The organism is uncultured Algibacter sp., assembly GCF_947495925.1.
In the GTDB taxonomy this organism is placed as follows: domain Bacteria; phylum Bacteroidota; class Bacteroidia; order Flavobacteriales; family Flavobacteriaceae; genus Algibacter_E.
On the sequence record NZ_CANMAU010000004.1, the window covers coordinates 326596 to 350302 of the forward strand.

Annotated in this window: 22 protein-coding genes and 1 riboswitch; of the genes, 14 read left to right on the top strand and 8 right to left on the bottom strand. The window is 33.9% G+C overall.

Annotated features, from left to right (window positions below):
- Nucleotide 1: 1 nt before the first annotated feature.
- Nucleotides 2–1027, bottom strand: a complete 1026-nt coding sequence (gene cobT / locus Q0857_RS10510; protein ID WP_298534819.1) for a nicotinate-nucleotide--dimethylbenzimidazole phosphoribosyltransferase — start codon at nt 1025–1027, stop codon at nt 2–4.
- A gap of 4 nt (nt 1028–1031) precedes the next feature.
- A complete protein-coding gene (locus Q0857_RS10515) occupies nt 1032–1535 on the bottom strand; it encodes a bifunctional adenosylcobinamide kinase/adenosylcobinamide-phosphate guanylyltransferase (protein WP_298534821.1) in 504 nt (167 codons plus the stop codon).
- 95 nt (nt 1536–1630) lie between these two features.
- On the opposite strand from Q0857_RS10515, the gene Q0857_RS10520 reads away from it, so the two are divergent.
- The 3 genes from Q0857_RS10520 (at nt 1631) to Q0857_RS10530 (ending at nt 5745) form a co-directional block, all read left to right on the top strand.
- Nucleotides 1631–2569, top strand: a complete 939-nt coding sequence (locus Q0857_RS10520; protein WP_298534823.1) for an ABC transporter substrate-binding protein — start codon at nt 1631–1633, stop codon at nt 2567–2569.
- A 10-nt stretch (nt 2570–2579) separates the two neighbouring features.
- A riboswitch (cobalamin riboswitch) is annotated at nt 2580–2775 on the top strand.
- A 30-nt stretch (nt 2776–2805) separates the two neighbouring features.
- Complete coding sequence (locus tag Q0857_RS10525) at nt 2806–4674, top strand: TonB-dependent receptor (RefSeq protein WP_298534826.1); 1869 nt, start codon at nt 2806–2808, stop codon at nt 4672–4674.
- A gap of 3 nt (nt 4675–4677) precedes the next feature.
- Entirely contained in the window at nt 4678–5745 is a 1068-nt protein-coding gene (locus tag Q0857_RS10530) for a YncE family protein (protein ID WP_298534829.1), read from the top strand.
- A gap of 58 nt (nt 5746–5803) precedes the next feature.
- Here the strand turns inward: Q0857_RS10530 and Q0857_RS10535 are convergent, their stop codons facing one another.
- Complete coding sequence (locus Q0857_RS10535; protein ID WP_298534848.1) at nt 5804–6517, bottom strand: adenine nucleotide alpha hydrolase; 714 nt, start codon at nt 6515–6517, stop codon at nt 5804–5806.
- Nucleotides 6518–6527: 10 nt separating this feature from the next.
- Nucleotides 6528–7958, bottom strand: a complete 1431-nt coding sequence (locus tag Q0857_RS10540; RefSeq protein WP_298534850.1) for a S41 family peptidase — start codon at nt 7956–7958, stop codon at nt 6528–6530.
- A gap of 181 nt (nt 7959–8139) precedes the next feature.
- On the opposite strand from Q0857_RS10540, the gene Q0857_RS10545 reads away from it, so the two are divergent.
- From Q0857_RS10545 to Q0857_RS10560, 4 genes are read left to right on the top strand one after another with little or no spacing between them, the layout of a single operon-like run.
- Nucleotides 8140–8649, top strand: a complete 510-nt coding sequence (locus Q0857_RS10545; RefSeq protein ID WP_298534853.1) for an RNA polymerase sigma factor — start codon at nt 8140–8142, stop codon at nt 8647–8649.
- Entirely contained in the window at nt 8636–9106 is a 471-nt protein-coding gene (locus Q0857_RS10550) for a hypothetical protein (protein WP_298534855.1), read from the top strand. The genes Q0857_RS10545 and Q0857_RS10550 overlap by 14 nt, the downstream gene beginning before the upstream one ends.
- A gap of 47 nt (nt 9107–9153) precedes the next feature.
- Nucleotides 9154–9717 (top strand): DUF4252 domain-containing protein, encoded by a 564-nt coding sequence (locus tag Q0857_RS10555; protein WP_298534857.1) that lies wholly within the window; start codon nt 9154–9156, stop codon nt 9715–9717.
- A gap of 13 nt (nt 9718–9730) precedes the next feature.
- Entirely contained in the window at nt 9731–10273 is a 543-nt protein-coding gene (locus Q0857_RS10560; protein WP_298534860.1) for a DUF4252 domain-containing protein, read from the top strand.
- A gap of 57 nt (nt 10274–10330) precedes the next feature.
- On the opposite strand, the gene Q0857_RS10565 is transcribed toward Q0857_RS10560, so the two are convergent.
- From Q0857_RS10565 to Q0857_RS10575, 3 genes are all read right to left on the bottom strand, one after another.
- Nucleotides 10331–10519 (bottom strand): hypothetical protein, encoded by a 189-nt coding sequence (locus Q0857_RS10565; RefSeq protein ID WP_298534862.1) that lies wholly within the window; start codon nt 10517–10519, stop codon nt 10331–10333.
- Nucleotides 10520–10529: 10 nt separating this feature from the next.
- Entirely contained in the window at nt 10530–11873 is a 1344-nt protein-coding gene (purB, locus tag Q0857_RS10570; RefSeq protein ID WP_298534864.1) for an adenylosuccinate lyase, read from the bottom strand.
- A 72-nt stretch (nt 11874–11945) separates the two neighbouring features.
- Nucleotides 11946–12524, bottom strand: a complete 579-nt coding sequence (locus tag Q0857_RS10575) for an adenylosuccinate lyase (protein WP_298534867.1) — start codon at nt 12522–12524, stop codon at nt 11946–11948.
- A 37-nt stretch (nt 12525–12561) separates the two neighbouring features.
- On the opposite strand from Q0857_RS10575, the gene Q0857_RS10580 reads away from it, so the two are divergent.
- Together Q0857_RS10580 and Q0857_RS10585 are read left to right on the top strand one after the other, a co-directional pair.
- Nucleotides 12562–13035: a heme-binding domain-containing protein gene (locus tag Q0857_RS10580; protein ID WP_298534869.1), complete on the top strand. Its 474-nt coding sequence runs from the start codon at nt 12562–12564 to the stop codon at nt 13033–13035.
- Between the two features lie 20 nt (nt 13036–13055).
- The gene (locus tag Q0857_RS10585; RefSeq protein ID WP_298534871.1) at nt 13056–14291 is read left to right on the top strand and encodes a glycosyltransferase family 4 protein; all 1236 of its coding nucleotides are present in this window, start codon (nt 13056–13058) and stop codon (nt 14289–14291) included.
- A gap of 21 nt (nt 14292–14312) precedes the next feature.
- Here Q0857_RS10585 and Q0857_RS10590 read toward each other — a convergent pair whose 3' ends face one another.
- Entirely contained in the window at nt 14313–15659 is a 1347-nt protein-coding gene (locus Q0857_RS10590; RefSeq protein ID WP_298534873.1) for a hypothetical protein, read from the bottom strand.
- A 703-nt stretch (nt 15660–16362) separates the two neighbouring features.
- Between Q0857_RS10590 and Q0857_RS10595 the strand changes: the two genes are divergently transcribed.
- From Q0857_RS10595 to Q0857_RS10615, 5 genes are all read left to right on the top strand, one after another.
- Nucleotides 16363–18297 (top strand): DUF3604 domain-containing protein, encoded by a 1935-nt coding sequence (locus Q0857_RS10595; RefSeq protein WP_298534875.1) that lies wholly within the window; start codon nt 16363–16365, stop codon nt 18295–18297.
- A gap of 86 nt (nt 18298–18383) precedes the next feature.
- A complete protein-coding gene (locus Q0857_RS10600; protein WP_298534877.1) occupies nt 18384–18827 on the top strand; it encodes a hypothetical protein in 444 nt (147 codons plus the stop codon).
- A 12-nt stretch (nt 18828–18839) separates the two neighbouring features.
- Nucleotides 18840–20717, top strand: a complete 1878-nt coding sequence (locus Q0857_RS10605) for a DUF3604 domain-containing protein (protein WP_298534879.1) — start codon at nt 18840–18842, stop codon at nt 20715–20717.
- Nucleotides 20718–20813: 96 nt separating this feature from the next.
- Nucleotides 20814–22706, top strand: a complete 1893-nt coding sequence (locus Q0857_RS10610; RefSeq protein ID WP_298534881.1) for a DUF3604 domain-containing protein — start codon at nt 20814–20816, stop codon at nt 22704–22706.
- 90 nt (nt 22707–22796) lie between these two features.
- The gene (locus Q0857_RS10615; protein WP_298534882.1) at nt 22797–23675 is read left to right on the top strand and encodes a peptidylprolyl isomerase; all 879 of its coding nucleotides are present in this window, start codon (nt 22797–22799) and stop codon (nt 23673–23675) included.
- Nucleotides 23676–23707 lie beyond the last annotated feature (32 nt).

A 23707-nucleotide genomic window follows, 5' to 3' on the forward strand; every position in this document is an offset into this window, starting at 1 on the left:
TTTATTTACTTTCAGATTCGTTGCTAACACCTGCACTGTCGAAGCTTGCCATGTTGTTTAAAAAATTTACTGCTGCTCTCAATAAAGGCATGGCTAAGGCAGCACCAGTGCCTTCTCCTAACCGTAAACCTAATGATAGTAATGGTTTAGCATTTAAAAACTCCAACATATTTTGATGTCCCTGTTCGTTTGAGTTATGGGCAAATACACAATATTCTAAAACCTTTGGGTGAATAGCATGTGCAGCTAGAAGTGCCGCTGTAACTATAAAACCATCAATTACCACAATCATTTTTAATTCGGCAGCTTTTAATATCGCACCGCAGAGCATGGCTATTTCAAAACCCCCAAAAGTGGCTAAAGCTTCATGAGCCGTTTTTGGACTGTATTTATTGTAAACATTTGATAGTAGTTGTGTTTTTTTATTAATGCCTTCTTCTTTTAACCCAGTGCCAGCACCCACACAGTTTTCAATTGGAATAGCCGTAAAATAAGCCATTAAAAGTGCGGCCGATGAGGTATTGCTAATACCCATTTCTCCAAAACCAATAGTGTTGCATCCTTTGTCGTTAATTTTAGAAATAATATCACTCGCTTTTTGAATGGCTTCCTGATATTCTTTTGAAGACATGGCAGGCTCATCTTGATAATTATGAGTGCCAAGTGCAATTTTCGCATCAATAATGTTTAAATCATTTTTAAAAACATGATTAACTCCTGCATCAACCACCTTTAAATCTATATCGTTTGTTTTGCTAAATATGTTAATAGCAGCGCCTTTATTTACAAAATTATATACCATTTGAGCAGTTACTTCTTGAGGAAATGGGTTAACCACGCCTTTTTTAGCAATGCCATGATCACCAGCAAAAACAATGATAGCTGGTTTGGATATTTTAGGTGTTTCAGTCTCTTGTATACACCCTATTTGCAATGCTAAACCTTCTAGCTCGCCTAACGCACCAAGAGGTTTAGTTTTTGAATCAATTTTATGTTGAAGCGCTTTTTTTAAATCGGATTTAGTCATTGATTCATTTTAGAGTTAATGGAATTCCTGAAACCATCATAGTGGCTTTATCAGCATGTTTTGCGATGTGCTGGTTCATCCAACCTTGAAGTTCTGTAAATTTTCTCCCAATTTCGGTTTGTGCATGTACACCCATGCCAATTTCATTTGAAATAATGATCATTGTGGCGTCAATATCCAATAGTTTATTGAATTCTATTTTAGCTAATTCTAAAGATTTCTCAATATCATTTTTTGTGTCTACATAAAAGTTTGTAAGCCACAAAGTCACACAATCAATAACTATTACATCATTAGTTTTAATAACCGATGCTAGTTTTTTTTCTTCTTCTATAGAAATCCATCGGTCATTTCTATCGGCAATATGCCGGTCAATTCGGTTTCTATGGTCATCATCCCAGATACGCGAAGTTGCCAAGTATTTGGGGGTTTTAGAGAGTGATAGCGCTAAGTTTTGAGCATAACCACTTTTACCAGATCGTTCACCTCCCGTGATGTAATAAATCATATTCTTTGAATAAGTGACAAAGGTTAAAAACATTTTTCGAAAAGGAAAGGTATATTTTAAAGATGTACTTTTGTCTTAATTTAATACTTGTATTTATGATTGTTTCCTCCTTTATGCCTGCTGTTACCCAAATGATTTATGATATGGGTTTACAAGACTATTTAAATGGTGTAACCTTTGAATGTCCTGCAGTTGCCTTAGCAGAAAAACAAGTTGCTGTACGTTATAAATTAGAGGGGCAGACTTTAACAAGTGAAGAAATAAATACTATTTTTTCGAGAACAAAAGCAGAAGGAGGTACGCTATATTATGTTGATGAAACGGTTTTGGAACAAATTGCTCCTGAAATTATTTTTACGCAAGATGTCTGTGATGTATGTCAAATTGATACGGAATGTGTTGCAACCTCTGCATATAAGCTACCTCATATACCTGAACTAATATCAATAACACCTAATTCTTTAGAAGATGTATTTGACAATGCATTGACTATAGCTAATGCATTAGGTAAAGAAGAAGTGGGAATCAACTACGTAAAAACGCTTAAAGAGCGTACATACAATATTATTGATTTGCAAAGAGCGAAAAGAATTCAGCCTAAAAGTGTACTCCTTTTAGAATGGATAGATCCTCTGTTTAATTGTGGTCATTGGATTCCTCATCAAATCGCCTATGCCGGAGGCATAGATTTGCTATCCCACCCATCTGGAGATAGTATTGTTATTTCTTGGGATAACATTGTAAAATATGACCCTGAAGTTTTAATTATTGCACCTTGTGGCTATGACATAAAAAGAACTGTCAAGGATATGCGTTTTTTAGAAAAAAGACCAGAATGGAGTGATTTAAAAGCAGTAAAATCTAATCGGGTATTCATTTCCGATTTTGATATGTTTACCCAATCTTCTGCTGGAACCCTAGTAAATGGGATTGAATGCCTATCAGCAATGATACATCCAGAATTTTATAAAGCTCCAGAACATTTAGCTTCAAAATTTCTAAATTATAAAGATGCATTAGTGTTTGATTCATAAAAAATACTATACATTTGCAACGAATTTTGGTTCCATTCAATGTTACCTGTTTGGATTAAAAGGGAATCTGGTGAAACTCCAGAACTGTTCCCGCAACTGTAAGCTATAAAGCTTCGTGTTCAACTTCAAGTCACTGAAGACTCATCTTTGGGAAGACCAACATGAAGACGCAAGTCAGGAGACCTGCCTTATTCAAAACCAAATAATAAAACTTTCGGGATAAAAGTTTAGAATTTATGAAAAACACACTATTCATAATAGTATATTTTATTGGTATTTGCTGTTCTGCTCAAAATGATAGCTTGGTAAATCGTTTGGACTTGGTCGTTATTCAGGCAGATAAAAAGCTAGATAAGCATTCTTCAGGTTATAAAATTAGTAGGTTAAGTGACTCTGTAATTGTTAGAAATATGGAATCGTTTGCAAATTTACTTCGTTTTAATGCACCCATTTATTTAAGAGAATATGGTTCTGGAGGTACTAGTTCTGCCAGTTTTAGAGGTACAAGTGCATCAAACACGGCGGTAATTTGGAATGGTATTAATATAAATTCTATTAATAATGGGCAAACGGGATTTAATGCATTAACGGTAAATTTATTTGATGCTATAGATGTAAGAAGTGGTGGTGGAAGCCTTGAATATGGTTCTGGAGCTATTGGAGGTACCATTCACTTAAATGATAATTTAGAGTTTTCGGCTAATCGTCAAATTAGAAATCAGGCTATAGTCTCTGTAGGGAGTTATGAAACTTACAGGGGGATATATAAACTTAAGATATCAAATGATAAGCTTGCCTTAAACGCAGGGGTGTCTTACAACCAATCAGCGAATGATTATCCTTGGTTAGGAACCGATTTTAAAAATATAAATGGGGCTTACGAAAACCTAGGAATTAATATTAATGGGGCTTTTTTAATTAACGATGTATCTAAACTAAAGTTTTATAGCACAAATTATTGGGGGGAACGTTTTTTTTCTGGAGAATTACCAAATCCAACTTCAGCGAATGATAAATATCAAGATTTTAACCATCGCAATTTATTAATTTACACGAATGATCAAAATAGATTTAATCATGAGGCTAAATTTGCTTTTTTAAGTCAGGAGTATCGATATTTCGAAGATAAATCATTGGATATATATAGCTTTGGGAGTTCTAAACGCTATCTAGTAAACTATAATGTTTCATATGTATTAACAGATTTAAATGCTAGTATAAGTTCTTACTCTGAGTACGAATCAGCCTTTGGGAAAACTGATAGAATAGCTAAAAAGAATAGAAGACAATTTTCTCAATCATTTATTTACGATCAAAATATTAAGAATACCCTTTTCCTTGATGCTAAAGTTAGAAAAGACTTTAATTCTGACTATGAAGTGCCATTTACATACGCCTTAGGCGTAAAAGTAAAAACAACACAATATGTATTTGTAAGAGCAAATGGGTCTAAGAATTTTAGAGTACCTACTTATAATGATTTGTTCTGGCCGGGTCAAGGAAATTTAGATTTAGAACCTGAAACAGCGTTACAAGCCGAGTTTGGATTTGGCTATAAGAACAATAAATTTTTAATAGATATTGGGACGTTTTATATTAATGCAAAGGATAAAATAGTTTGGACGCCCAATGGGGATCCTGCTAGACCTGGGATATGGGTGCCAATAAATATATCAGAAGTTAATAATAAGGGTGTAGAGCTTGTATTAAATTATAAAGAAAACTTCAATAAGCACGTTTTACAATTTGATTTAAACTATAGCTATACTGAAGCTATTGATGCGGCCACAAATAAACAGGTGATTTTTGTGCCAAAGCATTTAGCCAATTTGAATATAGGATACAATTATAAACGTTTTAGCGTCTTTTATCAGCAATTATTTAATGGAGAAGTTTACACCACGGAAAGTAATTCAAATGACTTTGTTGTACCTCACTATTTTGTATCTAATATAGGTGGGGATTATACGCTATTAAATTCAACAAAACAACTATTGAAAATTGGGATTAAGGTTAATAATTTATTTAATGAGAATTATGTTGTACAACCAAGACGCCCTATGCCAAATAGAAACTTTAATTTAAATATAAACTATAAATTTTAAACAATGAAAATTAATAAATTAATTTCGAAAGCCTTTATTTTAAGTGTCTTATTTTTAGCGTCATGTAGTGATGATGATTCACCTCAATTACCAAAAGGAGCTTATGAAAACGGTATTTTAGTAAGTGGTGAAGGATCAGGAGCAGGAACAGGATCGATTTCTTTTATCTCTAATGATTTAACAGAATCAGAAAATCTTATTTACAAAAAGGTTAATAGTGTGGAATTAGGTATTTATCTGCAATCTATAGCTTTTGATAATGATAACGCATATATTATTGTTGATAATGCAAATACTATTGCGGTTGTTGATAGATATACATTTGAATATAAAAATGAAGTTGTAACAGATTTATCCACCCCAAGGTTTATGACCATAGTCGGTGATAAAGGTTATGTTACAAACTGGGGGTCTACTTCTGATGAAACAGATGATTTTGTTGCTGTAGTTGATTTACTTACGTTTTCTGTAGAGAAAACTATAAGTGTAGGAAATGGTCCTGAACGTATTATTTCAAGAGATGGTAAGTTGTATGTATCTCACAAAGGAGCTTTTACAAATAATGATATTATTTCGGTAATAACTCTTTCTAATGATAATGTGGAAGAGGTTACCGTTAAAGATAGACCAGATGAATTGTTCTTTAATAATTCTGGAGATTTGGTGGTTTTGTCTGAAGGAAGAACACTATATGATACTGATTGGAACGTAACGGGGAATACTTTAGGTAGTATTTCTACAATAGATGTTACTTCCTTAAATGTTGATACAGAATTAAATTTTGCAGATGGAGAGCATCCATCATTAATGGTAATTGATGGTAGTACTATTTATTATGCGCTAGGGAATGATATTTTTGCTATGGATGCGAACGCAACGACATTACCAGCATCATCTGTGTTGACTGCAGAAGGTTATTTATATGGGATGGAAGTTAATAATAATAGAATATATGCTACTAATGCATCATTCACCGATGTTAGTACATTAAATATATACGATTTAGAAACGGGGTCAAAACTTGATAGTAAAAGTGTAGCCTTAGGAGCAGCTAAAATATATTTTAACTAATTTATTTATCTACCCAACTTACTGCTTAATTAAAATGCCACTTTTTTAGTGGCATTTTTTATGGAATTAAATCACAGTACCAAACCCCGTATTTATCACTAGAACAAATTGAATCGTCTGTGTTTGGATGGTCGTATTCTCTATATACTTTTTCTCCAATGGTGAATTTTACAGGTTCTTTAAATATGGGGCCATCAAAACAAAAAGTGTGAAATTCACCATTTTCACCACAAGGGTCAACCCCATTGGGTAAATTATTTATAAAATTTTTATCAATAACAGTACCTACAAAATCTTCGCCAAAATATTTTGAGTTAGCACAAACAATAATGGTTTTAAACCCGAGGTCTAGAAATTCATGAAGCAGTGTTTTGGTATCTCTTTTCCAGATAGGGAACACAGCTTTAAGGTTCTGTTTCGCTAGTTGGTTTTCTCTATAAACTCTTAAGTCTTCAAGAAAAATATCACCAAAAGCAGTATGCGTAAAACCATTGTTTTTTAATCTAGAAACGGTTTCTAACATTTTTTGCTCATAAATAGCCATACTTGGCATTTCAGGAAGTTCTATTAAACTTGCTTTTATTCCTAACGCCTTAGTTTGAGCGGTAAGAAGTTCTTTTCTAAGGCCGTGCATAGATACCCTATTAAAATGACTATTAACCGTAGTAATCAATTCATCAACTTGATAATTTTTATCCTGTAATAAATGGTATAGCGCTAAAGCAGAGTCCTTGCCAGAACTCCAGTTAAAGTAGGTTTTGTTTTTTTTCAATAGTTAATATTTAGTCAATATGCATGCCGCCTTCTCTTGGGTTAAATTCATTACTATCCGTAATAAGTTCAATGTTTTTGGCTTTAGATTTTATTTTGTTCGTCTTGGCTGTAGCATTTTCTATATCTGCCAGAGCCAGGGCGAGCATAGGTTCCTCTTTATCTCCTAAAACCCCAAAATTCTGGGGATCTTCTTTGTATTCGTAACCCAAAGTAGGAACTAAACCAGTACCCGGTACCTGTTCATTATTTTTATTAAGCCCATCTGCTATTAATGGTTGCATGGCATAAGTATGAGCTGGGTTAACACCATCTCTGGTGAAATCAGGAGAGTCGTATAGCGTGCGAGAAGCTTGTGTTTTTCCAACGGTATTCGTGCCAATATGAACAACTTCAATGTATGGTTTTAATCCATTTATTAAACCTTCGCTGGCCGATGCCGAACTTCCTGTTGCTAGTATGTATACTTTATTTAACCCTACAGAATTTACAGAGGCTTCATTTGGCAAAGTATTGTAGAATAAGAAATCGAAATTATTATCAGCCTGATTATCATTATATATTAATTTCTCAAAAGTCTGGCCTGCAAATTGCCCAGTAATCATACTTGCTAAATAAGCGGTTGTTAGTACAGACCCTCCAGGGTTATACCTTAAATCTAGAACGAGTTCAGTTATATTGCTGCCTTTAAAATTTTCGAATACCGAATTTAATTGATTTTCAGAATCTCTAATAAATCCATTGTACATTAAATAGCCAACACTTTGTCCTCCTACGTTTAAAATTTTAGTTCTAAAAATGGGATCTTCCGTGTAAGTAACTTTGGTTAAAGTAATATCTTTACCCAAAGGATCAATAGAATCATCAGATTCCTCTGGAGTGCCGTTATCATTATAAAAACCTAAATTTAAAGTATAAGTATCTTTATTTCTTAAAGATCCTATATTTTCACGAGTAAATCTAGTACCATCAATGCCATAAATAATATCTCCTCGTTTAAGTTCTGTGCCACCAGCAGGACTTTCTGGTAAAACTAGCCGTATTACGCCATAAGCATTAGTATCATTATTGGGAGTGCCATAAAAATTAAATTCTAATCCATTAGTTCCTCTAGTGCCTTGAAACTGACGTTCCAATTCAAAGTAATCGTCTACAATCCAACTAAATCGATCAATAGTTTCGGGCTCGTATATCAAACTTTCAAATAAGTCTTCAGGACGGGAAAAGCCATTTAAATAACTAGCATATTCTCCATTGTTCGCGAATCGGTCGTTTGCAAGGTCTGGGCTATTTTCTAAATATAAGTAATAGGAATTCATACCTTTCCAAACAAAATCATTGATTTGGCTTGCAGAAACAGTATTGTCATCATTATCATCGAAACAACTAAAACAGGAAAAAGATACTGTTAGTAGAAGAAGTGGGGCTATTAATCTTTTCATCTTTAATTCTTTTAAATAGTTTTTTAATTCTTTATAATCTAAGAGATTAAGTAGTCTATTAAACCTTAAAAATACTTACATTATTGTATAATAAAAAATTTGTTGTAACAAAACAGATTAACGGTCGTCGTAATATCAAATAGCGATAACTAAGCTGTTTTTTTAACTAACCAAACTAAAAATGACTCAGATAGAGTTTTTAAATATTGTAACACCGTTTAAAGATAAAGTTTTTCGTTTAGCAAAGCGATTACTTGTATCAACTGAGGAAGCGGAAGATGCAACACAAGAAGTATTGATTAAGCTCTGGAAAAATAAAGAAAAGATTCAGGAGTATAAGAATGTAGAAGCGTTTTCAATGACGATGACGAAAAACTATTGTTTTGATAAATTAAAATCTAAACAAGCACAAAATTTAAAAATTGTGCATAGTAATTATGAAGATAAGCAGACGCCTTTGCAAAAGCAAGTTGAATTAAATGATAGTGTAAATTGGGTGGAGCGAATTATTGAAGATTTACCCGAACAGCAACGCATGATTATTCAGCTTAGAGATATAGAAGAATATGATTTTGATGAGATTGCTAAAATGTTAGATATGAATAACACGGCAGTTAGAGTAGCCTTGTCAAGAGCAAGAAAAACGATAAGAGAAAAATTAACTAATACACATGATTATGGTATTAAATAATATAGAAAAATTACTAGAAAAGTACGATAACGGTGAAACGACTCTTGAAGAAGAGCACGTATTGAAAAACTATTTTACTAGCGATAACGTGGCACCTCATTTAGAAATGTATAAACCCATGTTTACGTATTTTTTGGCAAACCAACAGGAGAAATTTACTAAAGACGTTCCATTAAAAACTAAACGAAAAATTGATTACAAATGGATTTCTGTCGCAGCAGTAGTACTTCTAATGTTAGGTTTTTATTTTGGTAGCTCATTCAACAATGAATTAGGTACTTATGATGACCCGGAGTTAGCTTTTAATGATTTTAGTAAATCAATGGAAATGATTTCTCAAAAATTAAATAAAGGTACAGCAACAGTTGGATATCTAAATGAAGTAAATAAAGGGACTTCATCACTTGGGTATCTTAACGAAATAGAAAATACAACAAACATAATTTTTAAAAAATAGTATAAATTAGAATAATGAATATGTCAAATAAATTAAAAACAAGAACAATGAAAAATAGATTAATAGTGTTGGTAATGGCTGTTATGCTTATGCCAATAATTGGAATGGCTCAACAAGATATTTTTGAAAAGTATAATGATAATAATGATGTTACTTATGTTTCGATAAAGCCGAAAATGTTTCAAATGATAGCCAAAATGGGTATTAATGTGGAAGACGAAGAAGCTCAAGCATATATGGATATGGTAAAAAGTATAACAAGTTTTAAAACCATTGTAACAGATAACAAAGCTATTTCGGCCGATATATCTAAGTGGGTATCTTCACGTTCAAGCTCTCTAGAAGAACTTATGGAGGTTAAAGATGATGGTACCGATGTAAAGTTTTATGTAAAGGAAGGTAAAGACGCAGATCATGTAAAAGAGCTCTTAATTTATGTAAATGGAGTGGATAAGGCTATGAAAGGTCAAGGTGTTGAAATTAATGGCGAAACTAGAAAAATTGAAACAGTAGTCGTTTCTCTTACTGGAGATATTAATTTAAATGAGATTTCAAAACTAACAGACAAAATGAATATTCCAGGTGGTAGTCACCTTGATAAAAAGAAATAAATAACAATCAATCATGCAACGAACTATCAAATATTTAATGTACTCTTTACTTACTGCATTTATATTAACGAGCTGTGGGAAAGGAGAGAGCCTGCAAAGTTATTATGTAGATAATCAGGAAACTAAAAACTTTATTTCTCAAGATTTTCCTTTGTCGATGGTAGACATTGATAAGTCGGGTTTTACCGAAGAACAAAAAGAAGCGTATAACTCAGTAAGCAAACTTAATTTTTTAGGATATAAATCTAGTGATGATAATCTGGAAACTTTTAAAACTGAAATAACCAAGGTTAAAACTATTTTGAGTGATGAAAAATATAATGACCTTATGGAGTTTAGTGATAAAGGCAATAAGGTCTCTGTAAAGTATATTGGCAATGATGATGAAGCAGAAGAAGTTATACTTTTTGGTAGTTCGCCAGATATGGGCTTTGGTATAGTTAGAATTTTAGGAGATGATATGAGCCCAGATAAAATGGTAACTTTAATAGAGGCTTTGAAAAAAGCAGATATTGATAAATCTCAATTAGATAATATTATGAATTTCTTTAAGTAATTTATAGTACTGATGTTAATAGTAAAAGCTTCCAAATTTGAAAGCTTTTACTATTTATCATTCTTGTTCTTGAAATTCTTGTTTTTCTTTAGACTTAAGATAGAACATGTTGAGTATAATGGTAAAAAATATTATGGTAAGCACCGTAAGTACTATAAAGTTTTGCAAGAGTTCAAGTATTCCAAATATGAAAATACCTCCAACCATAAAACCAGTAAGTATTAAAGACTGCTTATCACTCAACATAAATTAAAGTTTAAATTCCTGTATAATTACTAGGAGTAATACGTTTTAATTCTTCTTTTATTGTGTTAGACACCTCTAAAGTATCAATAAAATCTGAAATAGAGTTCTGGTTTATTTTGGCATTGGTTCTCGTTAAGCCTTTTAGTGCTTCGTATGGGTTAGGATAGCCTTCACGACGTAAAATAGTTTGGATAGCCTCAGCTACCACTGCCCAGTTATTTTCTAGGTCTTCAGCGAACTTACTTTCATTTAAAAGTAGTTTGTTTAAACCCTTAAGTGTAGATTTAAATCCAATTATAGTATGTCCAAAAGGCACACCTACATTACGCAAAACAGTACTATCGGTTAAATCGCGTTGTAATCTTGAAAGCGGTAATTTAGCAGCAAGGTGCTCAAAAACGGCATTCGCGATGCCTAAGTTTCCTTCAGAATTTTCAAAATCTATAGGATTCACCTTATGTGGCATTGCAGAACTCCCTACTTCACCTGCTTTTATTTTTTGTTTGAAATAGTCCATGGACACATAGGTCCACACATCTCGGTCTAGATCTATAATAATGGTATTAATACGTTTTAAAGTATCAAATAAAGCAGCCATATGATCGTAATGTTCAATCTGTGTGGTTGGAAAAGAATGGTATAAGCCTAACTTTTCTTGAACAAATTGACCTCCAAAAACTTTCCAGTCAATACCAGGGTAAGCCACATGGTGCGCATTAAAATTACCTGTAGCTCCACCAAATTTTGCAGCACTTGGTATATCGTTCAATAAATTAAATTGTTCTTCTAAACGTATTACAAAAACTTCAATTTCTTTTCCTAATCGAGTAGGAGAAGCAGGTTGCCCATGTGTTCTTGCTAGCATTGAAATAGCAGCCCAATCTTTAGAAAGGTCTTTTAATTTATTAAGAAGTATCCTGTATTCGGGAACATAAACGTCGTTAATCGCTTCCTTAATACTTAAAGGAATAGCCGTGTTGTTTATGTCTTGAGAGGTTAATCCAAAATGTATAAACTCTTTGAATTCAGACAATCCTAAAGCATCAAATTTTTCTTTTATAAAATACTCAACGGCTTTAACATCATGATTTGTAACACCCTCTATTTTTTTAATCGCCAGTGCATCATCAGATGAAAAATCTTTATAAATAGCTCTTAAGCTATCAAATATAGAAACGTCTACAGATTCAAGTTGAGGTAACGGAATTTCACAAAGCGCAATAAAGTATTCTATTTCAACTAAAACACGATATTTAATTAGAGCTTCTTCTGAAAAAAAAGGTGCTAACTCTTGAGCTTTACTTCTATAACGACCATCAATTGGAGAGATGGCATTTAATGCTGATAATGACATAATCTGTGGGATTTTTTGAAGTTGCAAAGATAGTTTTTTAGACCGAAGAAAGACAACCAAAGCTACATGATTTTAGCTTCTGGATTTTATTTTTTTTAACTTTTTTAAAATTTGACGAGCCCGAGCTTTGTATGCTGCACTTTGGCTCTGAAAATCGCGTTTTAATATAAGTTCTAACTCTGGATATACCCAATCATAATCTCTTCCTAGCATAAAAATCGTGGTCATGCCATAAGCCTTAGCGGCTACTTTTTCGTCATTAATCATATAATCAAAACAGGTTTCAATAATACGTTCCTTGTGTACCTCATGCAGTTCTTGTTGTACGATATTATCTGTTTTACTAGTATACGATTTGGCAAGCAATTCACATATTTTGGCAACAGGTCTTACTGCAGAGTCTAGATGAACTTTATGAATATGTTCTGTGAATACATCTAAATAGGGAATGATGGTTTCTATTTTGGCGCTACACATAAATTCTAAAACCCATGCTGCTCGTGGTGAAATTTTGTCATCAACCTGAAATAGTATGTCCAAAAGTTTTGGAATTAAATCGGGATTTCTCAGAACTAAATTAGCGTAATGTAAGCGCTTTTCTCTTGAATGGTTTACATAATTTAATTCGGAATATAGTTGCTCTGTAGTCAAAAGCTTTTCTTATTTTTAGGGTTTAAAATTAATTAAAATGACGTTAGCAAAAAAGATATTGTTAGGAGTGTTAGTCCTTTTTATAGTAGCACAGTTTTTTGGTCCTGAAAAGAATGAAGGCCAGTTGGAATCGATCAATGCTTTTTTAAAAGAAACAAACCCTCCCGAGGATGTGAAACTCATTTTAAAGGAAGCTTGTAATGACTGTCATAGCGATGTTACCCGTTACCCTTGGTATAATAATATTACACCGGTAAATTATTGGTTGGCAGGTCATGTTAAAGATGGGAAAAAGCATTTTAATGTGTCTAATTGGGAAGGTAACTCTGTTAAACGAAAAGATCATAAGTTTGAGGAGCTTATTGAAATGGTTGAAGATAAAAGTATGCCGCTAAAGTCGTATACCATAACACATTCTGAAGCTAAATTATCCGATAAGCAGATTAAGTCTGTTATTGATTGGGCTAAATTGGTTCGATTAAAATATAGCCTAGCGCCTAAACCTGAATAGTTTTACACGTTGTAGATTTCATGCGAAAAGATCTTCTAATTATTGGTTTTGTATGGCCAGAGCCTAAAAGTTCTGCTGCAGGACTCAGAATGATGCAACTCATTGAAACTTTCCAAAAAGATAATTTTCAGGTTACCTTTGCGAGTCCATGTGCTAAAAGTGATAATGCTTTTAATTTGGAGGATATTGGAGTTCATCAAGTTACTATAGCACTAAACAACTCCAGTTTTGATGCTTTTATTGAAAAACTAAATCCAAAAGTGGTTTTGTTCGATCGTTTTATGATGGAAGAACAGTTTGGATGGCGTGTTATAGAGCATTGCCCTAACGCCTTAAGGGTTTTAGATACAGAAGATTTACATTGTCTGAGAAAAGGGAGGCAACAAGCCTTTAAAAAAGGTGATGTATTCGATAATGCCTATTTGTTTAATGATATTGCTAAACGTGAAATAGCCACTATATATCGATGCGATTTAAGTTTAATGATTTCTGAGGTCGAAATCGAAATTTTAATAAATCAATTTAAGGTTGATAAAGAGCTGTTGCTATATGTGCCTTTTATGCTAAATTCTATTTTAGAAGAAGACATAAAATTGCTTCCAGATTTTGATGACCGACAACATTTTGTAACTATTGGGAACTTTCTACACGAACCCAATTATAATGCCGTATTATATTTAAAGAATGTTATTTGGCCATTAATAAGTAAGCAGTTACCTAAAGCCGAATTACATGTTTATGGTGCGTATGCTTCCCAAAAAGTAACACAACTAAATAATAAAAAAGACCGTTTTTTTATTAAAGGGTTTGCTGAAAGTGCTCATAGTGTTATGCAACAGGCTAAAGTATGTTTAGCTGCAATTAGATTTGGTGCTGGTTTAAAGGGGAAGTTGGTAGATGCTATGCAAAACGGAACACCTATGGTCACTACATCAATAGGAGCAGAGGGTATGTTTGGCGATTTTGAGGCCAATGGTTTTATCGAAAATGATCCTCAAGAGTTTGCTCATAAAGCAGTACAATTATATCAAAAGGAATCCCTTTGGAAGTCGAAACGAAAAAACGGATTTTTAATTATTAATAAACGATTTAGTAAGCTTTATTATCAGCAAATACTTTTAAATGCTATTGAGAAAACAACTAGTCATTTAAATGAAAAACGCCTTAATAACTTCATGGGACAAATGCTCCAACATCATACGATGCAGAGTACGAAGTTTATGAGTAAATGGATTGAAGAGAAGAATAAAAATTAGATATAAATAATGATAATGAAATTATTCGTTATTACGGAAAAAGACACTTTCACTTTCGAATTCTACTCTTCGTTCATTTGTAACAAAGGAACGATTAATAAAATCGGCCTGTGATTCATTTTTTAAATATAGCCAAGTCCCATAATACTTGGTAGAGTTTAAATCCAAATTTGGATGTGCGTTTTTTATTTCTTCTGGGATATCGTAAAAGTTTAATTCAGATTTGGAATCTGAAGATATAGTCCAAGATGTTTCGAAACCAGTATTGTTGAATATCTCAGATGGAGTTTTCCAACGACTAACTTGTCTCATATAGCTTAAAGAAGTAGTGAAACTAAAATTTTCTATTGATGTATCTTGAATAGTCAATTCGGGTTTTGAAGGAATAATTAAGTTTTCTGGCTTATTACCATTTTTTCCATAGTTGTAAGTACAATTGCCTAAATCTACTGTAAAACTTAGCTTGTATTTTTTAAATATATCTAAAAAACCAATTTTCACAAAGTCCTGTCTTAAACCCCAATAGGCACTATTGAAATTATGATCTAAAGTATAGACACCGGAAGTAGCATTTACATCTTTTTCCATAGTATAGACACGAATACCAATTCTTTGAGTAGATGGTAAGCCAATATTTAAATAACTATCAAATTGATTAAAGTCAGAATAATCTAAATTTAAGTCATCTCCATCTTGTACATTGTTAAGCCATATGTATTTTAGATTATTGTCATTGTCTAAAATTGTCAATATATAATTATTTCTTTCAAATAAATTAACTTCATTAATATTAAGCATGTAGAGTTTAGGGTTCGATCCTATGGTTATATTTCCATTAGAGCCTCCTATTCTATTATCGCAAGATAAAGTATGTTTTTGGACCCCAGGGATATTATCAACTTTTACACTAAACTTTCCAATAACTTTGTTCTCTGTTAAAGAATTTGGAGCTGGAGGTTTCTTAAAATTCCAAATTGACTTTTGAGGGATGTCAGGATATGTATCTATGGTATAGATTTCTTGATTACTTTCAGTCTTTTTAATGTTTAAAGTTGAAATGGTTAAGTTCTTTGTGATTTCGTTTGCCAGAGCATCAAAGGTTAAGTTAGCCCCATTTTTATACTTTGAGTAATTTAATAAATTTCCATTTTCGTCATGAATAATTATCCAACTATCAATTGTTGATTCATTTAACCACTCATTATCTACATTAAGACTAAAATAAACTTCTGGTATAGGTGTTTTTTCTTCCTCTGGGATTTCAGTTTCACCTTTAATCTCTGGATTTTGAGTGTTATCATCATTACTTGAACAACTATAAAATAAAAGAGTTAGTAGGCTTAAAAAAACAAATTTGGTAGTGGTCATAATTTAGGGCATTGAGTAAAATAATAGTAAATGTAAGAATTTATATAGCGTTAAGACGGATTTTATTGATTTATTGTAGTTTTTATTAGACTTAATAAAAATCTTAATCCCTTATGTCGAGTATGTTTTGTCGTATTAGTTTTATTGAAAAAAAAATAATTGTCGGATATTTAATTTAGGTTTTATTATAGACAGGTCTTTCGGTAGCACATTTCGTAATAACCGTTAGGTTTGCTTTGATTCTAATTATTTAGTTTTTGTACTTTACATTTTTATTTAACAGCTTGATCTTTAGTTTAATAGGAAATTACATATGTTAGCCAATGCTAAAATTGTATAGATATTCTTATATTGAAAAGCCTTAGAATTTTTAGTGTAGGTATGTAAACATTTTACGTAAGGCATTATTATAGCTTTTATTATAAATCTGGGTTCACTTTAAAAACATGGAGACTTTAGTCTTATAGAATTCAAACAGTAATACAAGGTTTATAATCATTTGAAAAGCCTTTTTTTTATTAAGGATAAAATGCTTTTGCCCTCTGTATATTATGCTATTGAATGTGGTAAGATGGATTTTAAACGAATGACACATCTAGATGTAAGGTATAATGAAGATGTGTTTATGGGTTTGCAAGAACGAGCCTGATCTAGTCTAATTTGGTATAGCTCAAAATAATTATAGAAAATAAATTATAACATTATGAATAAATTTCTGCTTCTTTTTAGTTTGTTCTGTTTAGGCTTTATAGCCTGTAAACAAAACGTTAAAACAGAAACTTCAGGAAACAGTGAACAAAATGAGGTTGTTCAAAAAGACTATTCACCCTATGTGAATAACTACAATCCCAAACCGCTTCCCAAAAATGAAGATCGCCCTCTATTTGGAGATACCCATTTACATACCTCTTATTCTGTAGATGCTGGTATGATGGGTAATACCTTAGGTCCAGAGGCTGCTTTTAGACTTGCTAAGGGAGAAATTGTAACAGCAAGTGCAGGCAGGAGGGTTCGTTTAAAAAGGCCTTTAGACTGGTTGGTTATAGCCGATCATGCAGAAGCATTGGGTTTTACGCCAATGTCTCGAAAAAGTGACCCCTCAGTAGTCGAGGACGAATTTGGAAAGCAAATTTACGATCTAATACAAAAGGGTACACCAGAAGCTCTTGTAGAAGCTTACGACTTATGGTATAGTGCTAGTTATGCTGGTACCAATCCTTATGATACCAATGTGGAGTTTCCAATTAAGCCATGGGAAGAAATCCTAGATGCCTGTGAAGCGGCCAATGACCCCGGAAAATTCACCGCTTTGATTGGTTATGAATGGTCTTCAGCCCCAGAAGGAAATAATTTACACCGTGTGGTGGTTTATAGAGACGATAAAACTGTAGCAAATACCAGAATCCCATTGTCATCATATTTTGATTCAAATCCTGAGGCCCTTTGGGATTGGATGGAAGCGCTAGAAGCAGAGACAGGAGGGCGAGTCTTGGCCATACCGCATAATGGTAATTTATCTAATGGTCTAATGTTTTCAGGAAAGCTTTACAATTCAGAAGAACCTATCAGCCCAGAATACGCAAAGCGAAGACAACGTTTTGAACCGCTATACGAGGTTACACAAATGAAGGGTACTTCTGAGGCACACCCTTCAATATCGCCAGAGGATGAATTCTCTAATTTTGAGATTTGGGACAAAGCAAGTTTTGGTTCAGAAGCAAAAACCAAGGAGATGTTACCAAATGAATATGCCAGAGAAGCCTTTAAGCGTGGTCTTGTTTATGAGCAGGATTTAAAGGTTAATCCCTTTAAGTTTGGATTAATTGGCTCAACCGACTCCCATACCAGTTTAGCCACAACTGAAGAGAATAATTATTTCGGTAAAATTTCGCCATTGGAACCCTCTACCGATCCTTTACGCTTCGAAGAAGTCGTCGCTGGCCGACCAGGCGACCCCTCGATTCATATTTTTGCTTGGGAAATGGCTGCGTCAGGTTTGGCCGCAGTTTGGGCTAAGGAAAATACGAGGGAAGCTATTTTTGACGCCATGGAGCGCAAAGAAGTATATGCTACTACTGGCTCACGCATGCGGGTGCGCGTCTTTGCTAGCTATGATTTTAAGCCTGAAGACCTAAAACGAGACGACTTTATTGATTATGCCTATACAAACGGGATTCCCATGGGGGGAGATATAAGTAAAACCAATAACAAGACCCCTAAATTTTTGATAAAAACCCGAAAAGATCCTGATGGTGCCAATTTAGATCGTGTGCAAATTATAAAAGGCTGGGTAGATAAAACTGGTAAAACCTACGAACGCATTTACGATGTGGCTGTATCTGATGACAGAAGCATCAATGCAGACGGACGCTGCACTACTTCTGTAGGTAATACAGTGGATGTAGCTAATGCCAGTTATACAAACACCATTGGTGATATTGTATTGGAATCCTATTGGGAAGATCCAGAATTTGATGCCTCACAAAATGCGTTTTACTATGTTCGTGTATTAGAAATCCCTACACCAAGATGGACCACATACGATGCTAAAGTATTTGGTGTAGACATTCCTGAAGATGCTGAAACAAGCATACAAGACCGTGCCTATACCTCACCAATTTGGTATAACTCGAAATAATAAGGAAATTAATTACGTTATAATTAAAAAACTAGTTGTTCTATTAACTGTAATTCTATTCTTTAACTGTAAAACTGATAAATAAAATGCAGGTTATATTGAAAGGAAAGACCTTTGGTAATAAGAATTTTAAAGCTCACCTTGATGGTTATGACCAAAGTGATTTAGTTCTTAATAGTGGGAAAAGTAATAGTATAGACTACTATTACTTTACTGAAACAACATTCCAAGACATACGATATGGCGATTGGAAATTATTGTTAAGAGGGCAGGAAAAATGGTTTAGAGCAGACCAAACCCAACTATCATCACCTTTTATTATTAATTTAAAAGTAGATTCTTTTGAACGATTTACAAAGGCCAGAGGTTATGATGAGTGGGCGGAAAACAGAAGCTGGTTATTTGGACCTGCTGGTAGAATGGTCGGCAAATTTTTAGCTACATTTCAAGAGTTTCCTCCTAGCCAAAAAAGTATGTCGTTAGATATATCTGCAGTTACAAAATACTTAAATTCACGTGCATTAGATTAAATATAAACCATAATGAAAAACATCATTCTTTTTATTGCTGTACTCTTACTATTTGGTTGTAAAACCGATAATAAAAATCAAGAAAATATAACTTCAGATATAACGAAATCTAATCCAATGAGTTCAAAAAGGACAGCTAATTATAATCCCCTCAAAAATCCGTATTTCGGTCAAACCCATCAGCACACCTCATGGTCTTTTGATGCAGCCATTTTAGATGTAAAAACAGGTCCAGAAGTAGCGTATAGACACGCCAGAGGAGAAAGAGTAAAGCATCCTTCTGGACAAGACGTTCAGTTAAAAATTCCATTAGACTTTTTATCGGTAACAGATCACTCTGAATATTTAGGGGTTTTGGTACAAATGTACGACCCAGACAATCCGTTATCCAAGCATCCAATGGCTAAAGATATTGTAGCCTCGGGAACAGATGTGACTAAATCTATGAAAGCATTTTACGGGTTAGTATCACAGACTATTCAGCCAGATGGCACCACAGAGGCAGACCCTGAATTAAGCTCACCCGAACTTAAACGATCTGCATGGCAAGAAATGAAACGCATTACAGATTTGTATTACGAGCCAGGGAAATTCACGACCATTATGGGGTATGAATGGTCATCGCAACCCAACATGGGAAATCTGCACCGAAATGTATTGTTTAGGGATACAGATCATTTACCCGACTTTCCGTTTTCATATTTCGACTCAGAAAAACCAGAAGATTTATGGGATTGGATGGACTTACAGCGTAAAAATGGTTCAAAACTGTTAGCTATTTCTCATAATGGAAATTTAAGTAATGGAACGATGTTTTCTAAAAACACCTCTGAAGGTTCTCCAATTGATAAGGCTTATGCCGAAAGTAGAATGCGCAATGAACCCTTAACCGAAATCGTGCAGACAAAAGGACAGTCTGAAACGCACCCATTAATGGCACCAAATGATGAGTTTGCTGGTTTCGAAATTTGGACTAAACCTGTTGCTGGTCCTGGAACTGTAAAGGTATTAGAAACCAATTATGTGCGAAATGCGTTTAGAAATGGTTTGGCGATAGGTGAAGGTATTGGCGTAAACCCTTTTAAGTTTGGCGTTGTTGGTGGTGGTGATATTCACACCGCTATTGTATCTCATGAGGAATATGCATTCACTGGCGAACATAATTTAAAGTCAAGTTCTCCAAAAGAAAGATTGATAGATATTCGTAAAGGCGAACCTTCTAAAATTGAACAAGGAACAGCTGGTTTATCGTGCGTCTGGGCTGAAGAAAATACGCGAGAAGCTATCTTTGATGCTATGGCGCGTAAGGAGACTTGGGCAACAAGCGGCTCTCGAATAACGGTACGTGTTTTTGGTGGTTACGACTTTGGAACTGCACAACCTGGAGATGATAATTGGGTTGAACTCGGTTATAAAAATGGTGTTCCTATGGGAGGAGACTTAAAACCAAATTCTGGTAACAACTCACCACAGTTTATGATTTGGGCGCTTAAAGGACCAAATAGTGGTAATCTTGATCGCATACAAGTGATTAAGGGTTGGGTTGATACTAAGGGTAATAATTATGACAAAATTTACAATGTGGCTTGGTCTGGGGAGAGAGAAATCGATGCCAACGGGAAATTACCTGCGGTTGGAAATACAGTTAATATTCCTGACGCTAGTTACACCAATACCATTGGTAGTACTAAACTTAAAACGGTTTGGACAGATCCCGATTTCGATCCTGATGTATCTGCTTTTTATTATTTACGTGTTTTAGAAATACCTACACCAAGATGGTCTACTTATGATGCTAAAGCCTTAGGAATTGAACCTCCTAAAGACTTTCCAGCGACTATTCAAGAACGCGCTTGGTCTAGCCCCATTTGGTATAGTCCAAGAAACTAAATATCATTAAGTCTTAATAGCATTTTGATTGCTTATTTGTATCTTAGAACATTCAATCTAATACTTTTATTGTCATTAGTCATTAATTCGATTATTATGAAAACATTATTTACACTACTGTGCACGTTGGTGCTTTTTAACTGTGCTAAAAACAAAAAATCTGATGATAACTCAAGCAAGTCATCATTGTCAACAACTGAAGCTAATTCAGAAAGTTCAGCCGTTGCAGCTGGCAATGCCACTAATGTCTATTGGGGAGATACACATTTGCATACTGGTCTTTCTATGGATGCTGGTCTTTTTGGAAACACACTTGGTCTAGATGAAGCTTATAGGTTTGCTAAAGGTGAAGCGGTTACTTCTTCTACGGGCCTTAATGCTCAGTTATCAAGACCTTTAGATTTTCTTGTGGTAGCAGATCATTCTGATGGTATGGGTTTATTTCAAGCTATAGATGCAGGTGAAGATTGGGTTATGGAAACAGATCAAGGTAAACGTTGGAATCAAATGCTAAAAGAAGGTAAGGGTGCAGATGCGGCTTTAGAACTCATAAAAGCGTTTTCGCAGAAAGAAATGGATATGGATCCAAATGCTCCAGAACTTCAAAAATCTGTTTGGTCTATGACTGTGGAAGCTGCAGAAAAATATAATGATCCCGGCAATTTTACCGCTTTTATTGGTTATGAGTGGACTTCCCTCATTGCAGGAAATAATTTGCATCGTGTTGTGATTTATCGTGATGACAAGGATAAAACTATAGACTATATTCCTTATACAAACTATGCGTCATCAGACCCTGAAGATCTTTGGGAAAACTTAACCGCTTATGAAGAAACCACAGGTGGAAAAGTTTTAGCAATACCACATAATGGTAATTTAAGTAATGGAATCATGTTTGCTGAAACACGAGTTAATGGCGAACCGTTTGATAGTAGTTATTTTAAAGAACGAATTAAATGGGAGCCTCTATATGAAATCACACAAATTAAAGGTGATGGAGAAACACATCCATTTTTATCACCAAACGATGAATTTGCCGATTTTGAAAACTGGGATAAAGGGAATCTAGATTTAAGTGCTGCTAAAACTAATGAGATGCTTAAAGGTGAATATGCAAGAGAAGCTTTAAAGCAAGGTTTGAGTTATAAGAATGAGTTTGGTACAAATCCTTACAAATTTGGATTTATAGGAAGTACGGATTCGCATACAGCGCTTGCCACATCAGATGATAATAACTTTTTTGGTAAGGCGGTAAATGTTGAAGGTGGTGCGAAACGTTGGGAACACCCTTTTGTTGTTTCAGAGGTTGATACTATTATGACTTGGGAAACTATAGCTGCTGGTTATGCAGCTGTTTGGGCAACAGAAAACACGCGAACAGCACTTTGGGACGCTATGAAGCGAAAAGAAACTTATGCTACTACTGGACCAAGAATGACCGTGCGGTTTTTTGGTGGTTTTGATTATTCAGAAGGAGATTTAGAAAACCTTGTTGATAGTGGTTACAGTAAAGGGGTGCCTATGGGAGGTAATATTAATAGTTCAAATGGGAAAGCGCCAACCTTTATGGCTCATGCAACCATGGATCCTGAAAGTGGTAGTCTTGACCGTATTCAAATAGTTAAAGGCTGGGCTAATGCAGATGGATCTCTAGGAGAACAAGTATATGATGTAAAATGGAGTGGAGACCGTGCTATTGGTGAAAACGGAAAAGTTCCAGCAATTGAGAATACAGTGAATATTAATGATGGTAGTTGGGATAATACATCAGGTTCTGTTGAACTTAAAGCTCTCTGGGTAGATCCAGATTTTGACCCTAATTTAGAAGCTTTTTATTACGTGCGTATTCTTGAAATTCCAACACCACGTTGGACTCTCTATGATAAATTAAAATATAATATTGAAATGGGCGAAGAGGTACCAATGACTATTCAACAGAGGGCTTATACCTCACCAATTTGGTATAACACTGAAAGGATAAAAAAATAATAAGTTATAAATAAGTTCTTGTTTTTATCTTACCTGCCTAAATTTAAAAGCAGATAAATACATTATAATATTATTAATGTTTAATGCCCTATGAATAAAATTATAAAAGATCCTTTGGTTCACTTCTTACTTCTAGGATTGGTGTTGTTTCTCATTTACAACAAAGTGAATGATCAAAATTTTGAGCAAGATAAAATTATCATTGACTCAAATGAGGTTAAACAATTGGTTGCTAAATGGGATATGCAGTGGAAAAGGCCTCCAACAGAAGAAGAATTAACAAATATTATTATACAAGATTTACGTCAAGAAGTTTTCTACAAGGAAGCTCTTAAAATGAATTTAGATCATAACGATGAGATTATTAAGCGGCGGTTATCTCAAAAAATGCAATTTTTATCTAATGATTTGGCAACTCTGTCTCAGCCTAGTGAGGAAGATTTAGATAAATATTATAAAGAGCATTCTCCAAAATATAGGTCACCATATATTTATACTTTATATCAAATAGTTTTTACTAATGATAATCATAAAAACCCAGTTGAAAAGGCAAATACTATTTTTAAAAATGAAAGGAACTTATCTTTTGAACAAATGAGATCAAAAGGTGATAACCTGCCTATTCCTTATTATTTTGAAAATGTTACTAGTCATGAGTTAGCTGGTCAAATAGGTGTCAAGTTTTCAGAAAACCTAACTACTGTTAAAGAGAATAGTTGGTATGGTCCAGTAAACTCCGGCTTTGGAGAGCATCTGGTCTATGTTATTGAACGTAAAGAACCAACATTACCACGTTTACAAGATGTTAAAAGTGAGGTGCTTCGAGATTTTCAATATGATAAGCAAATTGAGCTTAAAGAAGCTATTTTTCAATCACTTAAGAAGAATTATGACATTGTTATCGATGTTTCAGACAGTGATTACAGTGAGAATTTTAAGAGGCAGTTAGAAGATCAAATAAATAACTAGTAGATGGAGGGTAGTCGTTTATTTAAGAGTAT